General features: G+C 63.7%; 13 protein-coding genes. 8 read left to right on the forward strand and 5 right to left on the reverse strand.

Annotation, left to right across the window (positions count from 1 at the left end):
• Positions 1–16: 16 nt before the first annotated feature.
• The gene (locus tag V8J83_RS02595) at positions 17–1,390 is read left to right on the forward strand and encodes an amidase (RefSeq protein ID WP_339983208.1); all 1,374 of its coding nucleotides are present in this window, start codon (positions 17–19) and stop codon (positions 1,388–1,390) included.
• A gap of 54 nt (positions 1,391–1,444) precedes the next feature.
• Positions 1,445–2,251 carry a DUF2189 domain-containing protein gene (locus V8J83_RS02600; RefSeq protein WP_339983210.1) on the forward strand — a complete coding sequence of 269 codons (807 nt, stop codon included), beginning with the start codon at positions 1,445–1,447 and terminating at the stop codon, positions 2,249–2,251.
• 78 nt (positions 2,252–2,329) lie between these two features.
• Here the strand turns inward: V8J83_RS02600 and V8J83_RS02605 are convergent, their stop codons facing one another.
• The 4 genes from V8J83_RS02605 to V8J83_RS02620 all read right to left on the reverse strand — a co-directional run bounded on the left by V8J83_RS02605 (position 2,330) and on the right by V8J83_RS02620 (position 5,798).
• Positions 2,330–2,935 (reverse strand): bactofilin family protein, encoded by a 606-nt coding sequence (locus V8J83_RS02605; protein ID WP_339983212.1) that lies wholly within the window; start codon positions 2,933–2,935, stop codon positions 2,330–2,332.
• Complete coding sequence (locus V8J83_RS02610; RefSeq protein WP_339983213.1) at positions 2,925–4,262, reverse strand: DUF5930 domain-containing protein; 1,338 nt, start codon at positions 4,260–4,262, stop codon at positions 2,925–2,927. Before V8J83_RS02610 ends, V8J83_RS02605 begins: the two co-directional genes overlap by 11 nt.
• A gap of 201 nt (positions 4,263–4,463) precedes the next feature.
• Positions 4,464–5,279 (reverse strand): ferritin-like domain-containing protein, encoded by an 816-nt coding sequence (locus V8J83_RS02615; protein WP_339983214.1) that lies wholly within the window; start codon positions 5,277–5,279, stop codon positions 4,464–4,466.
• Between the two features lie 57 nt (positions 5,280–5,336).
• On the reverse strand, positions 5,337–5,798 hold the full coding sequence (locus V8J83_RS02620) for a peroxiredoxin (RefSeq protein ID WP_339983215.1): 462 nt from the start codon (positions 5,796–5,798) through the stop codon (positions 5,337–5,339).
• A 124-nt stretch (positions 5,799–5,922) separates the two neighbouring features.
• On the opposite strand from V8J83_RS02620, the gene V8J83_RS02625 reads away from it, so the two are divergent.
• The 6 genes from V8J83_RS02625 (at position 5,923) to lpdA (ending at position 14,024) form a co-directional block, all read left to right on the forward strand.
• Positions 5,923–9,210 (forward strand): AsmA-like C-terminal region-containing protein, encoded by a 3,288-nt coding sequence (locus V8J83_RS02625; RefSeq protein ID WP_339983216.1) that lies wholly within the window; start codon positions 5,923–5,925, stop codon positions 9,208–9,210.
• Between the two features lie 7 nt (positions 9,211–9,217).
• Positions 9,218–10,273 carry a tRNA preQ1(34) S-adenosylmethionine ribosyltransferase-isomerase QueA gene (gene queA, locus V8J83_RS02630; RefSeq protein ID WP_339983217.1) on the forward strand — a complete coding sequence of 352 codons (1,056 nt, stop codon included), beginning with the start codon at positions 9,218–9,220 and terminating at the stop codon, positions 10,271–10,273.
• A gap of 61 nt (positions 10,274–10,334) precedes the next feature.
• Entirely contained in the window at positions 10,335–11,627 is a 1,293-nt protein-coding gene (locus V8J83_RS02635) for an MFS transporter (protein WP_339983218.1), read from the forward strand.
• Positions 11,624–12,190, forward strand: coding sequence for a DUF924 family protein (locus tag V8J83_RS02640; RefSeq protein WP_339983219.1), 567 nt, complete (start codon positions 11,624–11,626; stop codon positions 12,188–12,190). The genes V8J83_RS02635 and V8J83_RS02640 overlap by 4 nt, the downstream gene beginning before the upstream one ends.
• 61 nt (positions 12,191–12,251) lie before the next feature.
• Positions 12,252–12,515, forward strand: a complete 264-nt coding sequence (locus tag V8J83_RS02645) for a hypothetical protein (RefSeq protein WP_339983221.1) — start codon at positions 12,252–12,254, stop codon at positions 12,513–12,515.
• A 111-nt stretch (positions 12,516–12,626) separates the two neighbouring features.
• Positions 12,627–14,024 (forward strand): dihydrolipoyl dehydrogenase, encoded by a 1,398-nt coding sequence (gene lpdA, locus V8J83_RS02650; protein WP_339983223.1) that lies wholly within the window; start codon positions 12,627–12,629, stop codon positions 14,022–14,024.
• Between the two features lie 132 nt (positions 14,025–14,156).
• Here lpdA and V8J83_RS02655 read toward each other — a convergent pair whose 3' ends face one another.
• On the reverse strand, positions 14,157–17,954 hold the full coding sequence (locus V8J83_RS02655; RefSeq protein ID WP_339983225.1) for a VWA domain-containing protein: 3,798 nt from the start codon (positions 17,952–17,954) through the stop codon (positions 14,157–14,159).
• Positions 17,955–18,093 lie beyond the last annotated feature (139 nt).

The following is an 18,093-nucleotide window of genomic DNA, read 5'->3' on the forward strand; positions in this document are numbered from 1 at the left end:
GCAGGGAGGACCTGACATGGCAGAGCTTTGGGCCCTTGGCGCAGGGGAGCTGGCCCGGATGATCGCGGCGCGCGAGGTATCGCCCGTCGATGTGATGCGCGCGACCTTGGCGCGGATTGATGCGGTGAACGGTGCGGTGAATGCGGTCGTGTCCCTGCGCGATCGCGAAGCGCTTATGGGCGAGGCCCGGTTGTGTGAGGCGATGCCTGCGGAGGGCTGGTTGCACGGCATTCCGGTGGCGATCAAGGATCTGGTGGCGACCAAGGGCCTGCGGTCCAGCTCGGGGTCGCCCCTGTTCGCGGATCACGTGCCGGAGGTCGATGATGGCCTCGCGCGCCGCCTAAAAGCTGCCGGGGCCATCGTGATCGGCAAGACCAACGTGCCGGAATTCGGGCTGGGGTCGCATTCTACCAACCCGATCTTCGGGGTGACGCGCAATCCGTTCGACCTGTCGCGGACTGCCGGGGGATCATCGGGTGGCGCGGCGGCGGCATTGGCGACGGGCATGCTGAGTGTCGCGGATGGCTCGGACATGATGGGCAGCCTGCGCAACCCGGCCGCGTGGTGCGATGTCTGGGGGTTCCGCCCCAGCGTCGGACTGGTGCCGGGCGAGCCGGGCGACAGCGCACTCTTGCATCGCTTGGCGACCCACGGACCGATGGCACGGTCGGTGAGTGATCTCGAGGCGCTGCTTGTTACGTTGTCGGATGATGTGTATCGGCCAATAGGCCGGGTGCCCGATGCGCCACGCATTGGATGGCTGGCCGATTGGGGCGGAGCCTATCCGATGGAGGCGGGCTTGTTGCAGGCCGGCACCGCAACGTTGGAGCGGGTCGCGGGCGATCTGGGCTGGCATGTTGAGGCCATCGCACCGCCGATGCCCGCAGAGGTGCTCTGGAACAGCTGGGTGACCTTGCGATCCTTCGTCGTTTCGATGGAATTGGGCGCGCCCTGGCGCGCCCCAGAGCAGCGCGCGCACCTGAACCCGCAAGCGATCTGGGAGGTCGAGCGCGGTCTTGCGCTGACCGGCGATCACGTTGAGCAGGCGCTCGCGCAGCGGTTGGGCTGGCTTGAGGTCTTGGCCGATCTGTTCGGTCGCTATGACGCGCTGGTTTTGCCATCGACGCAGATGTGGCCTTTCCCTGCAGGGTGGGATTGGCCCCGCGAGGTGGCGAGCCAAGTGGCCGACACCTACCACCGCTGGATGGAGGTTGTGGTCCCCGCAAGTCTTGGCGGTGTGCCAGCTTTGGCCTTGCCCGCTGGTTATGGGCCGACCGGTTTGCCCCATGGCCTGCAACTGATCGGGCCGTCCGGCGCAGATGCGAAGGTGTTGGCCTTGGGCCGCGCGTGGGAGGCGGCGATCGGGCCGCGCGGCTGTCACACGCCTTGAGGTTTTACACGTATCGGTTGAGCAGGTTAGACTGTCCGCGGGGAGGGACCGGACATGTCAGACGTTACCAGCCATCCGGTGGGCGAAGGTGCCCCCGATATCCGCGAGATGGAGATCGGTGATCTGCGCCGCGCCCTGCACAATGGGTGGCGCGATTTTCGGCGAAAACCGTTCTTCGGGCTGTTCTTCGCGGCGGTCTATGTGGTTGGCGGGTGGGCCATTTACCTGCTGCTGTTCCAGGCGCATCTGGAATGGCTGGCGATCCCGCTGACATTTGGTTTCCCGCTGATCGGGCCGTTCCTGGCGGTTGGGCTTTACGAGGTCTCGCGTCGCCTTGAGGCCGAGGATTACGATTGGACGGCGCGCGATATCTTCGCCGTCGTCTGGCGGCAGCGCCTGCGCCAATTGCCGTCGATGGCCTGGGTTATCATCGTCTATTTTCTGTTCTGGTCGTTCTTCGCGCATATGCTGTTTGCGCTGTTCCTGGGGCCCTCTGCCCTGACCAATGTGACCAGCTCCTATGCCTATCTTCTGGAGCCCGAGGGGCTAACTATGCTGCTGGTGGGGGGGGCGTTCGGGGCAGTGTTTGCGTTTGTGCTCTTCGCTCTGACGGTGGTGTCATTGCCGCTCTTGTTGGATCGGGAGGTTGATTTCGTGACGTCGATGATCACATCCATCGCGGTGATCCGCCAGAACCCGAAGATCATGTTCGCCTGGGCGTTTACCATCGCCGCGCTGACGTTTCTTGCGATGATGCCTGGGTTGGTAGGATTGATCGTGGTGTTGCCGGTGCTGGGGCATGCGTCGTGGCACATCTATCGGCAGGCCACCGTGACGTCGGGCGAACGTGGCGCGACGTAAGCCGCTCAGAATTGGTTCCAAATGAAAAAAGCCGGGCAGGGCGCCCGGCTTTCGCATGTCCTGCGTTGAATGGAACGCTTAGCTGTCGGACTTCGCCGACGGCTGCGGCACCGGACCTGCGGCCGCGGGGCGCGGTACCGATGCGGCGTCCGAGGTTGCGGCGGTGCTGCCGCCGGTGGTGATCGGGGTGCGCGGTGCGGCGTTGTTTGCACCGGTCGAAAGCGGATCTTCGGCCCGCTGAACCGACCCTTCGAAATGCGCACCGGACTCTATGGCGATTGTCTTATGGATGATGTCACCCTCGACCCGCGCGGTGGAGGTCAGGCGCACCTTCAAGCCACGCACACGGCCCACGACCCGTCCGGTGACGACGATATCGTCGGCCACGATCTCACCCTCTATATTGGCGCTTTCGCCAACTGTGAGAAGGTGGGCGCGGATGTCGCCCTGCACCGTGCCTTCGACCTGAATGTCACCGGTCGTGCGAAGGTTGCCCACAATCGTCAGGTCAGACGACAGCATCGACGGCTGGGGCTTGGATTTGCTGCCCGAGCTGGCGGCGGTGTTCGGCTTGTTCATGGTATCTCCCGAAGTCGGGCCCGAGGTCGGGCTGTCACCGCTGGACCCGTCGGACGCGCCGCCCTGCTTAGGTCCCGGTTCGTTGATTTTTGATTTAGAAAACATTGCGTCCTGCCCTTATGAACGTCATCGGATTGACCGGCGTCCCGTTGCGATGCACTTCGTAGTGCAGATGGACACCTGTGCTCCGACCGGTCGTTCCCATATCACCAATGCGTTCCCCGCGCGAGACCCTTTCCCCTTCACTCACACGGATGCGATTGAGGTGGGCATAGCGGGTCATGAACCCATTGTTGTGTCTGACTTCGACTGTAAGTCCGTAGCCGCTTTGGCGGCCAGCAAATTCAACCACACCGTCGCCACCGGCAACAATCGGCGTACCGCGGCTGCCCGCGAAATCGAGACCGTTGTGCATCCGGCGTCCGCCGTTGATCGGATCGCGGCGCGGGCCGAACCCGGAGGTTTGGCGATAGGGCCCCTGGACGGGGTTGCTGAACGGAAGGCGTTCGGCCGCAATGCGCCACAGGTTGATCTCGTCGAGTTCCTGCAAAAGCTGGTTGGCACGGTCCGACAGGGGGTCGGGGCCGTCGCCGGAGGTGGAGATGATCGGCGTCAGGGGGCCGCCCTGACCGGAATAGCCGCGCCGTACACTTTCAATCAGATCATCGGTGCTGAGCCCGGCGGCGCTGAACATTTCATCCAACGGTTCCATCGAGACGGCGACGGCTTCTTCCAGCTGGCGGAACACGCGGTTCTGACGTTCTTCGGTGAGCGCAAACTCGAAGTTCAGGCGATTGATTTCGTCCGCGGCCTCGGCCATCTGCGTGTAGGTCTCGTCCCGTTCTTCAGCGGTGTTTTCCAGCGCGTCATTCAGGAAGGCCAGCGTCTGCTGCAATTCCCACTCGCGCTCGGCGGCAGTCTGCACGGTGCCGGTTTCAGCTTCCAGTTCCCCTTGCAGGGTCGCAACGGTCAGGCGCGCGTCGTCGCGTTCGTCTATCGCGCGGCGCAGAGTTGCCTGGATCACGTCGACGGCGGTTTCCAGTTCGCGGCGCCGTTCCTCGGATTCCAACAGACGCGTCTGCATGTCCGACACCTGGTCCATCGCAAGCGCGAAGCGATCTTGCGCCGCAGAGGCGGCAGCGGCGCGCGCGTCGCGTTCCAGTGCCATGTAATTCAGGCGCTCCTGATACATCGCTTGCTCGCGCTGTGCGAGATCGCGGGCATTTCCGGCGGAAATCGTATCGATCAGGAATATGGATGTTACAATCACCGTCCAACCAACAAACACCGCCGATCCAAGGATCATGGACGCCTGCGCCACAGGGCGCAGCCGGATAAACCGGGTGCCCTCTTCCGATTTCAGGAAGAGTCGTTGTTCAGGCAAATGCCGTTCAAGTGCCGCATTCACGCGGCTTACAAGCCGAGATGTCACTGTTCTTACGCCTCGCTTCCCCTTGTACTTTGCCGCGCCACCGTTTTGTCCCCAGTGGCGGCTGCGACGACCTTGGGGATAAGGGACGTCGCGTTTGATGCCAACATCGTAATCCTAATGTCAGGGAAACGCACCAAAAAAGCTTTCATTTCCAGCGGATTTCCGCCGATGATGCGTTTCGGCCCGGGGTGGTGCGCCCCTTTAACCCGCGAGGGGCCAGTAAAAATCGGGTGGAATGCCCGCTTCGGCTCGCTTTTCCTCGTTGAACGGGGGCTTCAAGGCGCCGTGGAAATAGCGCTGCACGAGGCCGTGGAAGGCCTCTTTTGGGTCGAGGTCGTGCCGCCCACACAGGAAGTGGAACCATTTCGAGCCGTAGGCGACATGGTGCACCTCTTCGGCGTAGATCACGTTCAATGCCGCGACCGCGCTTGCGGCGGCAGGATCGGATTTGGCTTTCTCGAAGGTCTTGATCATCGACGGCGTCACGTCGAGGCCGCGCGCCTCCAGCACCATCGGCACAACCGCCAGCCGCCCCATCAGGTCATCCGCCGTGTCTTCGGCCGCGCGCCACATGCCGGCATGGGCGGGCAGGGCACCGTAATCGCTGTCCATCTCTTCAAGACAATCGGCCATCAGGTTGAAATGCTTGGATTCCTCATCGGCGGCCTTGACCCAATCATCGAAAAATCCAATCGGCATCGGCGTTTCCGAAAAGCGCGCGATGATGTCCCAATGTAGATCGACTGCGTTTAATTCGATATGCGCCACCGCGTGCACGATGGCGATGCGCCCCTCCGGCGTGCCGGGCTTGCGCCGGGGCACGTCGCGCGGGTCCAAAAGCGCGGGCTCTGTCGGGCGCGCGGGTTGGTCCGGCGGCGAGGCCGTGCCAATGTCGGGCGCCGCACCCGCCGCACGCGCGGCCTGCCATTCGGCGGCAAAGCGCCGCGAGAGCGTGGTTTTTTCCCGCGCATCCGCTGTGCGCAGAACCGCGTCGGCCATTTCGGCTAGGGGTCGCATGACGTTGCCTTTCCTGTGCCGCTTGCGGGGTCGGGCCGCACCCACGCAAGCGAGAGATCAGAGCGCCTGCGCGGCTTCCAAGACGGCTTCGGCATGGCCCGGCACCTTCACCTTGCGCCAGATCTGAACGATCTTGCCATCCCCGTCGATCAGGAATGTCGCACGCTCGATCCCCATGGATTTCTTACCGTACATGTTTTTCTCGACCCAGACGCCATAATTCTCGCAAACGTCGCTTTCGGCGTCAGACACCAATGCGACCCCAAGCTCGTGCTTGGCGATGAACTTGTCATGCTTGGCGGCAGTGTCCTTGGAGACGCCGATCACCTGCGTGTTCGCGGCCTCGAATTCCGCACCCAGACCGGTGAAGGCGATCGCCTCCTTGGTGCAGCCCGGCGTGTCGTCGCGCGGGTAAAAGTACAAGACCACGTTCTTGGGGCGCAGCGCGGACAGGGTCAGCGTCTCGCCCCCGTCACGGGGCAGCGTGAAATCCGGCGCGGTGTCAGCTATATCGGGCATGGTTGGGGGTCCTTTGGGTCGATCTGGCAAAGATGTTGTTCGGGTTTGCAAGCTAGGCGATTTGCGGCCAGATTAAAGGGCAACGAAAACAACCTTGGCGGGGCCGCGCGCGCGAACGGAGCGGATGGAGCAGTCTGAGACCTCCCCAGCTGAAACGACCCACCCCCGGCGCCGGTTCTGGTTCCGGGCGCTTGGTGTTGTGCTGTTGGTGCTGCTGCTGCCGGTGGTCGCGCTTTGGGCCCGTTTGTTTGTGGCGCCGATGACCCTGCCGGACGGAATGCAGGCGCGCATCGAGGCGACGATCAACGATGCGATGACCACAGGCGATGTGTCCGTGGGCGATATGCGATTGGCCTTGCCCGAGGGCGGGCGTGCGCCGGAGATCGAATTTCAGGACGTTGCACTCAGCACGCCCGAAGGCGAAGTGCGCGCGCTTTTCCCCGGCCTTCGCGTGCGCGTCGCGCCCGGCCCGTTGGTCGGGGGGGCGCTGAGGGTGCGCAATGTCACCGTCACCGATGCGGGCCTGAACCTGCGGCGTGGCGAGGATGGGCGGTTGGATCTTGGCTTTGCGGGGGCGGAGACGAACGAGACAGAAGCGCCGGAGGTCAGTCTTGCCGACACGCTTGCGCGGCTCGACCGGATGTTCGCCTCGGCGATTTTCTCGCAGCTTGAAGAGGTGCGCGGTGAGGGGATGACGGTGCGCTTGACCGATGCCATGACCGACCGTGACATGCGCCTGCACGGGGCAACGATGGTGCTTGAGCGTCGGCAGGGGCAGATGGGTCTGTCGGTTGTCGGGCGCTTGGACGGCAGCCGCGATGCGACGCTCGACATTTCCCTCAATCGCCGCGCGGGCGGCGGCGAGACCGAGGTGTCACTGGTCTTCGACACGCTTGCCGCGCGCGATCTGGCCGCCAGCAGCCCCGCGTTGGCGTGGCTCGACCTGATGCGCGCGCCCATCGACGGCTCGCTGACTGCCACGATGGGCGATGATGGCACGCTGGGGGCCGTGGACGGGCAATTGCGGATCGGCGCGGGCGTCCTCAGCCTGCCGGGGCAGGACGATCCGGTGCCGTTCAACGCTATGGCCGCGCGACTGGCCTATGACCCGGACACGCGCCGGGCCGACCTGCGCGATGTGCGGCTTTCAGCTGATCAGCTGTCATTCACCGCGCGGGGTCATGCCGATGTGGCGCCGGATGGGTCGATGTATGTCGGGCAATTCACACTCGGCGATATCGTCGCGGATCCCGAGGGCCTTTTCGACGCGCCGTTGGCCATTGATGGCGCGTCGGTGGATCTGCGTCTGACGCTCGGTGAGGCGGTTGTGGCTGAAGTCGGACAGGCGGTTCTCTACGACGATGATCTGCGCGCCACCGCAAGCGGCACCCTGCGCGCCGCGCCCGATGGCGTGAGCATGGCGGTCGATGCGCATCTCAGCCGCGCGAATGTCAGGACAATTCTGACGTATTGGCCACGCGCCGCGATCCCCAATAGCCGCTGGTGGGTCGAGGAGCGTTTGCTGGCCGCCGAGGTCGAAGGCGTCGATTTCGCGCTGCGCCGCGGGCCGGGCGAGCCCACGCGCTATGAGGTGTCGTTTGATTTCAGCGGCGCCGATATTCGCGCGCTGCCTGCGGCGCCGCCGATCCGCGACGCGTCGGGGGTCTTCAACCTTCAAGACACCCGCATGGTGGTCGGGATCGACAGCGGCCGCATCTCGGTGGAGGGGCAGAGTGCCGCTTCGCTTGGCGGCTCCACGATGGTGATCGACGATGTGTCGGTGCGTGGGCCCCGGGCGGAGTTCGACCTTGCGATTTCCGGGGCGGTGCCGGACGTGATGCATGTCCTGGCTGGTCCGCCCTTCGCAGTCCTTCAAGCCAGCGGTTTTGAACCGGAGGACATCGGCACAGGCGTATTAACCGCCCGCGCTCGTCTCGCGACGCGGCTTGTACAGCAGGACGCGGATGCGGGCCTTTCCGGGCTTGAGATAGACGTCGACGGAGAGGTCACGGATTTCCGCGCGACTGAACTCGTGCCCGGGCGCACGCTGGAAGCGGAGCGGCTGACGATCCGGATGAACCGCGAAGAGCTGGCGATTGGCGGGCGCGCTCGGTTCGACGGGGTGCCGGTCAGTGGCCAATGGTCCGTGCAGGTGTCGCCCGGGGCCGACCCGGGCAGCCTTGTGCAGGCGCGCGCGACGCTGGATCGGCAAGCGCTTGAAACCTTCGGGGTGGCCTTGCCGGATTGGCTGTTGACCGGGCGCGGACCTGCAGACCTGACGGTGTTTTTGCGGGCCAACGGGCCTGCGACCATGCAGATCCGCTCCGAGCTGGATGGGATCGGGCTTGCCATTCCGCCGTTGGCCTGGCGTTTGCCTGAGGCAGCAACCGGGGCGTTCAGCGCCGACATCCGCCTTGGCCCAAGACCCGAGGTGCGCCAGATTTCGCTGTCCGGCGCAGACCTGACGCTTGAGGGGGCGATCAGCTTCACCAATGATGGCTGGCTCGATCGTTTTTCCGCCGGGCAGTTCCGTGTCGGCGACTGGCTGGATGTCCGGGGAGGGTTGGTCGCACGGCGCGGGCAATCGCCCGCCATCGAAGTGTCGGGTGGCCTTCTGGATTTTCGTTTCATGCCATCCTTGTCCAGCACCGGCGGCTCGTCGAGCGGGGATGTCGGCCCTCTCAACATCGCCCTCGACCGCATGCAGATCGCCAACGGGATCGCCCTGACGAACCTGCGCGCTGATCTAGATGGCGCCACGATGAGCGGTGATTTTCGCGGTCTGGTCAACGAGACCGCCGCCGTCACCGGGCAGCTGGTGCCGGGTGCCAACGGGCCATCGGTGCGCATGCAGTCCGACGATGGCGGGGCGGTTTTGCGGGCGGCCAATATCATCACAAACATCCACGGCGGTCCTTTCGACCTGATCCTGACGTCGCGCGCGGAACAGGGCCAATACGACGGGCAGGTCACCATCGAAAGCCCGCGCCTGCGCGATGCGCCGGTGATGGCCGAAATCCTAAACCTGATCTCGGTCGTGGGCCTGCTGGAGCAACTGGGTGGCGACGGCATCAATCTGGGCCAGGTCAACGGTCGGTTTCGTGTGACGCCCGATCAGATCACCGTCACTCAAGGCGCGGCGGTCGGGCCGTCGATGGGGATCTCGATGGACGGGGTTTATGACGTTGCCTCCGAGCGCTACGAATTGCAGGGCGTGGTGTCGCCGTTTTACCTGGTCAACGGCCTGTTCGGAGCCATCTTTGCCACCCGTCAGGAGGGGCTTTTTGGGTTCAATTACCGCGTGATCGGGGACGCGGAGGACACCCGCGTGTCGGTCAATCCGCTCTCGCTTTTGACCCCGGGGATCTTCCGGGAAATCTTCCGTGCGCCGCCGCCTGACTTCAGCCAATGAGCCATCTATGAAACTAGACGATTTCGATTTCGATCTTCCCGAAGGGTTGATCGCAACCCGCCCCGCGCGGCCCCGGTCTTCGGCCCGATTGCTGCTGGCCGAGGGGGATGTGATTGGCGACAAGACGGTCGCGGATCTGCCGGATCTGTTGCAGCCCGGGGACCGGTTGATCCTCAACGACACCCGCGTGATCCCCGCGCGCCTGACCGGAGAGCGGCGCCGCATGACGGCCGAGGGCGAGGTGCGCGCCAAGATCGAAGTGACGCTGCTTGAACCGCAGGCCGACAGCAGTTGGAGCGCGCTTGGCAAGCCGATGCGCAAACTAAAGCCTGGCGAAAAAATAATATTCAGCAATGCGCTAGAGGCCGATGTTCATGTAAGCGACGGCAACCTTCGGCTGCGGTTCAACCTGACGGGCAACGATTTCGACGCCGCCCTGAACGCGGCCGGGGCGATGCCATTGCCGCCTTACATTGCGGGCAAACGCGCGCCTGATGAGCGCGACAAGGAGGATTACCAGACGATCTGGGCCAAACGTGCGGGTGCCGTTGCGGCCCCCACCGCCAGCCTGCATTTCGACGAGTCGCTGATCGCCGCCCTGAGCGCGCGCGGGATCGAAATGACCTTCGTGACGCTCCATGTCGGGGCGGGCACGTTTCTTCCGGTGACGGTGGATGATGTAACCACCCACAAGATGCATGCCGAATGGGGCGAGGTCCGTGACAAGGCCGCCGCCGAGATCAACGCGACCCGCGCCGCGGGCGGGCGGATCATTCCCGTGGGCACCACCGCGCTGCGCCTGATCGAAAGTGCGGCCGCGCCCGATGGCACGATGCGGGCCTTCGAGGGCACCACCGATATCTTCATCTACCCTGGCTACGACTGGCGGGTCACGGACGCGTTGATGACCAACTTCCACCTGCCGAAATCGACCCTGATGATGCTGGTCTCGTCTCTCATGGGGGCGCAGGTGATCCGGTCCATTTACGACCACGCTGTCGCAAACGAATATCGCTTTTTCTCCTACGGCGACGCTTCCTTGCTAATCCCGTCGCGAAAGTGACAGACGTCGTCCGAAATCACCGTTTACACACCAGGATCACCGGCCAGCGCGGGAGGCTCCCATGATTGCTGTTATTCGCACCACCTGGGCGCTGCTTTTGGGGATGTTCCTTTTGCAGGTCGGCAACGGCGTGCAAGGCTCCATGATGGGCGTCCGCGGCGCCATCGAGGGCTTTTCCACGTTCGAGCTTTCGCTGATCGGGTCGGCCTATTTCCTGGGCTTTCTGGGCGGCAGCCGCATGGCGCCGAAATTCATCGCGTCGGTCGGGCATGTGCGCGTCTTTGCGGCGCTGGCGTCGTTCATTTCGGCCATCGTGATCTCTTACCCGCTTTTGACCGAGCCGTGGGCGTGGATGATCTTCCGCGTGGCGCTTGGGTTCTGTTTGTCGGGCGTCTACGTAACTGCGGAATCGTGGCTCAACAATTCGGCCACCAACGAGACGCGGGGCCAATCGCTCAGCGCGTATATGTTGATGCAGATGATGGGCCTCGTCGCGGGGCAAGGCATTCTGGCGGCGGGCGATCCGACCGGCTGGGTCCTGTTCATCATCCCCTCGATCCTTGTCTCACTGAGCTTCGCGCCGATCCTTCTGTCCGCCGTGCCGACCCCGGCGATCGAGGCGACGCGGCCGATGTCGCTCAGGCAACTCTATGATGCGTCGCCGTTTTCATTTATCGGCATGCTTTTCATGGGCGGTGTCTTTGCCGGTCAATTCGCCATGGCACCGGTCTATGCGACTGAATTGGGTCTGGGCCTGGGGCAATTGTCCGGCTTCATCTCGTCATTTTTCTTGGGCGCGATCGTCCTGCAATATCCTGTGGGCTGGTTCTCTGACCGAATGGACCGTCGCGTCCTGATCATCGGGGCGGCTGCGTCGGGGGCGCTTGTGGCCCTTGCGGGGTTCTTCTTCGCAAATTCCTATTTTGCCCTGCTTTTGATCGCGGCGCTTTCCGGCGGGTTGGCGCAGCCGCTCTATGCGCTTCTGCTTGCCTATGCCAATGACTACCTGGAGGTCGAGGATATGCCCGCCGCATCAGGGGGCTTCATCTTTGTCAACGGCATCGGCGCCATTGCGGGGCCACCGATGATGGGCCTCCTGATGGGACAGGTGGGCCCCGGGGGGTTCTGGCTGTTCCTCGCTGCCGTGCTTGCGGGTGTAAGTGTTTATGGTCTCTACCGGATGACGCAGCGCCAGTCGGCCTATGTTGAAGAAGACGACTACGATAGCGTGCCCTACACCAACGTGATGCCAGGTGCTGCGACCGCCGTGGCGCTTGAGGCCGCGCAGGAGCTCTACATCGAAGCCGCCGAGGAAATGGCCGGTGACGACACCGAGCACGAGGTGCAGGCATGACACAGGCCTCCGAGGTCGTGGCCTTCTGGGAGAAGGCCGGGCCCGCGGCCTGGTACAAGCAGGACGATGCCTTCGATCAGGCCATCCGCGACCGCTTCGGCGAGACGTGGCAGGCGGCCCATGACACCGGTCTGCGGGAATGGGCAGTTGATGCGCCGGGCGCGCTGGGGCTTGTGATCCTGCTGGATCAATTCCCGCGCAACATGTTCCGCAACGACCCGCGCGCCTTTGCCACCGATGCGGCGGCGCGCGACGTGTCGGGCCAGATGATCGCCAACGGCTGGGACCGAAAGATCGACGGGCCGCTGCGCCAATTCGCGTACATGCCGTTCATGCATTCCGAAGACATCGCGCATCAGGAAGTCAGTGTCGACCTGTTCGAGACCCGCATGGACGAAGGAAACAACGACCTGCATGCAAGGGCCCATCGCGAGATCATCCGCCGCTTTGGGCGGTTTCCCTATCGTAACGCCGCGCTTGGCCGCGAGATGACCGCCAAGGAACAGGCGTTTGTCGATGATGGCGGCTACGGGCATATCCTGCGCGCGTTGGAGGGAACCTGAACGCGGTTTCGTCGGTTGACCATGAAGATCACTCCAAAATCAAAGGAAAGGATCACCTCTTATGGCCAACTCGACCACATCACATCCGTCCCGCACCCCCTACACCTATCCTGCGCCTGAAACTCCGACCACACCTTTCCCACAGACCTGGCCGTTCTGGGCGGCCTTGTTTGTCGCGGCGACCGGCATTGTGCTGGCTTGGCTTGCGCAACCGGCCGTGCTTGATGCCATCCTGCCGCTCTGGATGGTGCCCGTGGGTTATTTCACGGCGGGCCTCGGGGTCACGGCGCTGTTTCTCGCATGGATGAGATACCGCGCGCGGTGATATGCAACGAGCGCAACCCGGACTGCGACCTAGCGTCAATTGTGCGCCTTCCGCGGTTAGTTTAACGTTGAACAAACGCTTCAATGAGACAACGCCGGAAGGAACGACCCCATGGCAGCACAGAATTTCGACGTCATCGTGATCGGCGCAGGGCCGGGCGGCTACGTGGCTGCGATCCGCGCCAGCCAGCTTGGCCTGAAGACGGCGATTGTGGAGCGCGAGCATATGGGGGGCATTTGCCTCAACTGGGGCTGCATCCCCACGAAGGCGATGCTGCGCTCGTCGGAGGTGTTCCACCTGATGCACCGGGCGAAGGAATTCGGATTGAAAGCGGATGGGATCGGCTATGATCTGGATGCGGTCGTGGATCGCTCGCGCAAGGTGGCCAAGCAGCTTTCGGGCGGTGTGGCGCATCTGATGAAGAAGAACAAAGTCACGACCATCATGGGCGAGGCGACGATTCCTGCAAAGGGCAAGGTGTCGGTCAAGACCGATAAGGGCTCCGAAGAGTTGACGGCGAAGAACATCATTCTGGCCACCGGCGCGCGGGCGCGCGAATTGCCGGGGCTGGAGGCCGATGGCAAGCGGGTCTGGACCTACAAGGCCGCGCTGACACCGCCGCATATGCCGAAAAAGCTTTTGGTGATCGGGTCGGGCGCGATCGGGATCGAGTTTGCAAGCTTCTACAATACGCTGGGGGCCGACACGACGGTGGTTGAGGTCATGGACCGGGTGTTGCCGGTGGAGGATGAGGAAATCTCGGCCTTCGCGAAGAAATCGTTCGAGAAGCAGGGGATGAAGATCCTGCAGAAGGCGATGGTCAAGAAGCTCGATCGCGGCGCTGACGCGGTCACGGCGCATATCGAGATTGGCGGCAAGGTTGAAAAGCACGACTTCGACACTGTGATTTCCGCCGTCGGGATCGTGGGCAATGTCGAGGGGCTGAACCTCGAAGGTTTGGGTGTGAAGGTGGACCGGACCCATGTTGTCACCGATGAATTCTGCCGCACCGGTGTGGACGGGCTTTTTGCCATCGGCGACATCGCGGGCGCGCCTTGGCTGGCGCATAAGGCGAGCCACGAGGGTGTGATGGTGGCCGAATTGATCGCCGGAAAGAACAACGTGCATCCGATCAAACCCGAAAGCATCGCGGGCTGCACCTATTGCCATCCGCAGGTGGCCTCGGTGGGGCTGACGGAGGCGAAGGCCAAGGAGCGTGGGCACAAGATCAAGGTCGGGCGCTTCCCGTTCATCGGCAACGGCAAGGCGATTGCCCTGGGCGAGCCGGAGGGGATGATCAAGACGATCTTCGACGAAAAAACCGGCGAGCTTCTGGGCGCTCATATGATCGGGGCGGAGGTCACGGAACTGATCCAGGGCTATGTTGTCGGCCAGAAGCTGGAGACCACGGAAGAGGACCTGATGGAGACGGTTTTCCCGCATCCGACGCTGTCTGAGATGATGCACGAGAGCGTGCTGGATGCCTATGACCGGGTGATCCATATCTAGGCGGATCGGTGCGGTTGCAAGGTTGCAACCGGGGGTCATGTCGTTGATATATAGTGAAAAACGCATTATAGTATAAGAATGAAAACGGGCGCCGCAGCGATGCGACGCCCGTTTTTTGTTTGGCTCAGGCCCTTACTGGACCGTGATCGGAACCGAGGCGATGGATAGACGGTCCTGATCGACGAAATACTGGATCATATAGGAGCCTGGCGCATCCGGCACGGTGAGGGTCAGCGGGCTGCCCTCTGACGTGCGGGTGTAACTTTGCCAACGATCACCGCCGCTGGCCCCAGCGGGGCCGATAGCGATGAAATCACCGCTGTAGTTTGGGCCAGTCCAGCCGACTTCGATCTCGGAGCCGGGGGCGGCCGATGTGGGCGCGGTCAGCGTGGCCTCGGCCGCCGTGACCGTCAGCGAAACCGATGCGATGCTGAGCCGGTCCTGATCCATGAAATACTGGATCTCATAGGTGCCGGGGGCCACAGGAACCAGAAGCCGCATTGGTGAGCCATCGGACGTGCGCGTGTAGTTTTCCCACTGCGCACCGCCATCCGAGCCAGCCAGCCCGATCCCGATGAAATCGCGATCATAATCCGGCCCGGTCCAACCGATCTCGATAGTGGAACCACCGACAGCAGTTTGGGGAGCGGTCAGGGTGGCTTCTGCCGGGGTGACGGTGATCGTTTCGGAGACGAGGCTGACCCGGTCCTGATCGAGGAAATACTGGATCGCGTAGGTCCCCGGTGTGGTCGGCACCAGCAGGTCCACCGGGTTGCCATCGGCAACGCGGGTGAAGTTTTCCCACTGCCCGCCGCCTGTCGCGCCGTCGATACCGATGCCAATGAAATCGCGGTCCTCTGCCGGCCCGGTCCAGCCGACCTCGATGGTGGAGCCTGCAACGGCGGTCTGCGGCACGGTCAGCGTGGCCTCGACCGCCGTTACGGTAAGCGGCACTGCGGCGAGGCTGACGCGGTCCTGATCGAGGAAATACTGGATCAGATAGTCGCCGGGTTCGGTCGGGACCAAGAGATCAAGCGGTGAACCATCACTGGTGCGGGTGAAATTCTCCCATTGCTGGCTGCCGTCCGCGCCGACCCGCCCGATGGCGATAAAGTCGCGCGGATTGTCGGGGCCGGTCCAACCGATCTCGATGGTGGAGCCTGCATCGGCGGTGGTGGGGGCCGTTAAGGTGGCACTTGTGGCGGCCACGGTAATCGGAACCGTCGCGATGGGGGTGCGATCCTGATACAGGAAATACTGGATCAGATAGGAGCCCGGCTCTGTCGGGATCAGCAAATCCAGCGGGTTGCCGCGATTGGTGCGAACGAAGTTTTCCCATCGCGCGTTGCCATCGGCATCCGCACGGCCAATTCCGATGAAGTCGAGATCGTTGTCGGGGCCGGTCCAGACGATTTCAATGGTGGACCCGGCCTGCGCCATAGCGGGGGCAGTTATGGAGGCCTCGACATCGGTGAGCGTGATGGCGGAGGCGGCGATGGGCGCGCGGCCCTCGTAGACGAAGTATTGGATGACGTAGTCGCCGGGCTCTACGGGCATCAGAAGTTCAACAGGGTTGCCGCGATTGGTGCGGGCGAAGTTTTCCCATTGCGCGTTGCCGTCCGCGCCCACGCGGCCAATGCCAATATAGTCAAGGTCATTGTCCGGGCCGGTCCAGCCGACATCGAGCGTGGTTCCGGCCACGGCGGTGGCGGGGGCTGTGATCGAGGCCTCCGGCAGCGTGATGGTGATCGGCACTTCGGCCAGCGGCACGCGGTCTTGGTAGAGGAAATAGCGGATCAGGTATTGGCCGGGCTCGACGGGCATCAGAAGCTCCAGGGGGGAGCCCTCGGATGTGCGTGTGAAGTGTTCCCAGCGGTCGCTGCCATCGGCATCGGCGCGGCCAACGGCGATGTAGTCGAGATCCGCATCGGGGCCAGTCCAGCCGATTTCGATCGTGGATCCGCCGGACGCCTCGGTAGGCGCGGTCAGGGTGGCCTGCACGGCGGTCACCTCAAGCGGGCGGGTGGCCATGACACGCTCATCTTCGCGCAGGATATAGTGAAGCTCGTAATCGCCGGCCTCGGTCGGGGCGGTGAGGTCAAGCGGGTTGCCGAAGCTGATGGCGCGGCCATTGGAGCGGGTGGCGCGGTCGCCGATGGGCACGATGGCAATCCGGTCCTGATCGTAGCCGGTGCCGGCCCATTCGACGGCGAATGGCGATCCGATGGCGACCTGATCGGGGGCCGCAAGGGTGACGGCGACGTCGGTGATTTCGATGGTGGCGGTGCCGATAGGCTCCGCGTTGCCGCCATCCTGGCTGTAGTTGATGGTGTATGTGCCGGGCTCGGCAGGCATCCGGAGACCGACGGTGGGTTCCGTGCCGACGGAGGCGACGCTGAGCAAGACGTCTGTTTCGGGATGGCGGATCGTGAGGTAGTCGCGCGGGTCGCCCGGCCCTTGCCAGCCGACCTCGACGTCTGCCGCAACTGAAGCGGTGTCAGGCGCGGTCAGGGTGGCGGTGACGGCGGGCTCGTCAAAGACGACGATGATCTCGCGGGGCTGGTCGACGATGACGAAATCGGCGGTGGCCTCGACCTCCTGCGCGGTCCAGTAGCCGGTGACACGGTAGGCGCCGCGGCTGAGCTGGGTGGTGGTGGGGTTGGTCATGCCGAGTTCGGGGGCGGGGTCGAGGGGGGTGACCTCCCAGATCACGGGGTCCGTGACGGGCAGGCCGCCGACATCGCCGATCCGCGCGATGAACGTCACGTCGATGGAGAGCGCGGGCAGGGGGATGATGACCTCGGCGGGCGTGTTGGGCTCGACGGTGAAGCGGGCGTCATGGGTGGTGCCCTGGCTGACGCGTTCGACGGACAGGGTGTAGTCGCCGGGCAGCAGGGCGACATTGCCGCCGGGGGCCTGGACCGGGCCAAGCAGAACGGTGCCGGTTGCGTCGCTGAGGGTCCAGTTGAGGGGCGAGGCCGGGACGCTTTGGTCGGGCTCGACCCGGGCGGTGAAGGTGACGGGACTGGTCTCCACGATGGCGGGCATGGTGACGATGATGAGGTCGGATTGGTCTTGGGTGACGATGGTGTTGATCTGGTAGGTGACCGGGCCCGAGGGTTCTTCGCGGGTGGCCTGGATGGTGTAAAGGCCTGCATCGAAGGTGTAATCGAGGCTGGCGCCCGGCAGGTTGTCGGCAAGGATCGTATTGCCTTCGCCGATGATCCGCCAAGAGATCGGGCGGGTGGCAAGCGCGCCGTCGGGCTCGACCCGGGCTTCGAGGCGCATCATCGTGGGCTGTGCGGCGACGACCTGTTCCAGCGCGGACGACAGCTCGGCGGCGTTGTCGGCGGTGAGGAACTGCCCGCCGGTGTTGTCGGCGATGCATTGCATCTGCGCGCGGGCCTCGGGTTCGGAGGCGACGTCGAAACCGATGACATGGGCGGTGAAGGCGACGCCGCTGGCCTCCAACTCGGCGGCGATGGCGCAGGGGTCGGGGTTGCAGTTCTCGATGCCGTCGGAGACGAGGATGACGGTGGCGGCCTCTTCGGTGTGGCGCAGCGATTGCGCGGCGGCGACCACGCTGTCCGTCATCGGCGTGCGGCCCCGGGGGTTTATGGCGTTAACCGCGTCGAGGATGCGGTCCTGCGTGCCGGGGGCGGGGGGCACGATGGTCTCGATATCGGCGCAGCTGCCGCGTTCGCGGTGACCATAAACCGTCAGGCCGAGCGAGACATCATCGGACATCTCGGCCAGCATGTCGGCGATCACATTGCGCGCGATGACGATCTTGTTCACCCCGTCGATCTGCCCCCACATCGAGCCCGACCCATCCAGAACCAGGATTGTGTTGGGGCGATCATTGGCCTGAGCAAGGGCCGAGAGCGGCAGCACAATGAGGGTGAGAAGGGCGAGGAGACAGGCGCGCATCATCAGACTCCATGTCGATCAAACAGAATTTTCCGGACCGGCAGAGAGCGTCCGTTCACCTTTAGGCTAACGTGTTCGATGCGCGTCGCATAGACAGGTTTTCCGGCAGTTTGGCGCGATTTCGGACGTCATTGACGGC

This window comes from Gymnodinialimonas ulvae, assembly GCF_037543845.1.
GTDB lineage: Bacteria > Pseudomonadota > Alphaproteobacteria > Rhodobacterales > Rhodobacteraceae > Gymnodinialimonas > Gymnodinialimonas ulvae.

Coding starts and splice junctions, on each gene's coding strand:
- V8J83_RS02615 (WP_339983214.1), bottom strand. CDS start 5,279: ATGCGACCCCTAGCCGAAATGGCCGACGCGGTTCTGCGCACAGCGGAT.
- V8J83_RS02640 (WP_339983219.1), top strand. CDS start 11,624: ATGACACAGGCCTCCGAGGTCGTGGCCTTCTGGGAGAAGGCCGGGCCC.
- V8J83_RS02600 (WP_339983210.1), top strand. CDS start 1,445: ATGTCAGACGTTACCAGCCATCCGGTGGGCGAAGGTGCCCCCGATATC.
- V8J83_RS02605 (WP_339983212.1), bottom strand. CDS start 2,935: ATGTTTTCTAAATCAAAAATCAACGAACCGGGACCTAAGCAGGGCGGC.
- queA (WP_339983217.1), top strand. CDS start 9,218: ATGAAACTAGACGATTTCGATTTCGATCTTCCCGAAGGGTTGATCGCA.
- lpdA (WP_339983223.1), top strand. CDS start 12,627: ATGGCAGCACAGAATTTCGACGTCATCGTGATCGGCGCAGGGCCGGGC.
- V8J83_RS02655 (WP_339983225.1), bottom strand. CDS start 17,954: ATGCGCGCCTGTCTCCTCGCCCTTCTCACCCTCATTGTGCTGCCGCTC.
- V8J83_RS02635 (WP_339983218.1), top strand. CDS start 10,335: ATGATTGCTGTTATTCGCACCACCTGGGCGCTGCTTTTGGGGATGTTC.
- V8J83_RS02620 (WP_339983215.1), bottom strand. CDS start 5,798: ATGCCCGATATAGCTGACACCGCGCCGGATTTCACGCTGCCCCGTGAC.
- V8J83_RS02625 (WP_339983216.1), top strand. CDS start 5,923: ATGGAGCAGTCTGAGACCTCCCCAGCTGAAACGACCCACCCCCGGCGC.
- V8J83_RS02595 (WP_339983208.1), top strand. CDS start 17: ATGGCAGAGCTTTGGGCCCTTGGCGCAGGGGAGCTGGCCCGGATGATC.
- V8J83_RS02645 (WP_339983221.1), top strand. CDS start 12,252: ATGGCCAACTCGACCACATCACATCCGTCCCGCACCCCCTACACCTAT.